Source organism: Arthrobacter sp. TB 26, from assembly GCF_000427315.1.
Taxonomy (GTDB): domain Bacteria; phylum Actinomycetota; class Actinomycetes; order Actinomycetales; family Micrococcaceae; genus Arthrobacter.
The window spans coordinates 1-1,310 of the sequence record NZ_AUPJ01000523.1 but is presented as its reverse complement, the minus strand read 5'-3'; the positions used below and the strand labels follow the sequence as shown (position 1 = coordinate 1,310).

The 1,310-nt window shown below is 70.2% G+C and carries 2 protein-coding genes; one reads left to right on the top strand and one right to left on the bottom strand.

From position 1 onward, the window contains the following. On the bottom strand, positions 1-532 hold a 532-nt coding region (locus tag K789_RS0120655), incomplete at its 3' end, for a LysR family transcriptional regulator (protein ID WP_024368409.1). Between the two features lie 90 nt (positions 533-622). Here K789_RS0120655 and K789_RS0120650 point away from each other — a divergent pair. Further along, positions 623-1,310: MFS transporter (locus K789_RS0120650; RefSeq protein WP_024368408.1), on the top strand; the 688-nt coding region annotated here is incomplete at its 3' end.

The window sequence follows — 1,310 nt, the reverse complement described above, 5'->3', positions numbered from 1 at the left end:
CGAGCCGCAGCGGTTCCCGGTACAGGGCGGCTGAGGAGATCAACCGGCTCGGCGCCGCGATGGGGGCGGTCAGTGCCAGGTCCGCGTCCCCGGCGGACAGTTCAGCCAGGCAGCCGTCCCGCGCACCCTGGCTGAGGTCGAAGGCCGGCTGGGGATGCCGGCGGCGGAAGGCACTGATCAGCAGCGGCAGCATCGCCTCGCCGAAGGTGTGCTGGAAAGACACCGCGATCCGGCCGCGCACCACCTCCGACTCGTGCCGGACCAGGTCCAGTCCGGTCTGGAACCCGCCCAGCGCGGCCTCGATGTGCGGGAGGAGCGCCTTGGCCGCGGGAGTCAGCCGCACGCCCCGGCCGTCACGGATCAGCAGTTCCGTCCCGATGATGCTGCTGGCCCGCGCGATGCCCCGGCTGACCGTCGACTGGGGCAGCCCCAGCACGTCGGCAGTCGCGGTGATGTGCTGGGTGCGCCCGAGCTCGGCCAGCAGGGGCAACAGCGGCAGCAACTGGACCAGCTGTTTGTGCTCCACGTCCATGTCCCACGCTCCCAATAGTTCCGTATTTGCTATCGATTCTATGAGAATCATGCATTGGAAGCATGTCTTCTGGACGCATATTCTGGGAGGATGCCCCGCCTCCCGCTCCGCCAGCTCCCCTCCACACCCCGGACACCCGCCGCACCCGCCGGTCCCGAAGCGGCCAATGCCGGGGTTCCCGCGTGGCAGGGGCACACCAAGGGGTCCGCGTCCTACAAGAAGATTCTCGCCGGGCTGGCGTTCGCCGGCGTCGCCACCTTTGCGCAGCTGTATTCCACCCAGGCGGTACTGCCGATGATGGCGGCGGACCTGCAGGTCACGGCCGCCGAGGCGGCACTCACCATCTCGCTGGCCACCGTGGGGCTGGCTTTGACGGTGCTTCCGTGGTCATTCCTCGCCGACCGCATCGGCCGCGTCCGGGCCATGGTGTGGGGCATCTCGGCGGCAACAGTCCTGGGGCTTCTGGTCCCGCTCGCCGCCAGCTTCCCGATGCTGCTGGGCCTGCGGATGCTCGAAGGCATGGCACTGGGCGGCATTCCCGCCATCGCCATCGCCTACCTCAGTGAGGAGGTCAACAAGGCCCACGCCGCCCTGGCAGCCGGCACCTACGTCGCCGGAACCACCCTGGGCGGACTCGCCGGCCGGCTGGTGGCCGGTTTCGCCGGCGAACTCTGGGGGTGGCGGGCCGCGGCCCTGGCAGTCTCGATCCTGGCCGCCGCGGCGGCGGTCCTGTTCCTGGTCCTGGTACCGCAGGCACGGGGCTTCACGGCGGCCGCAG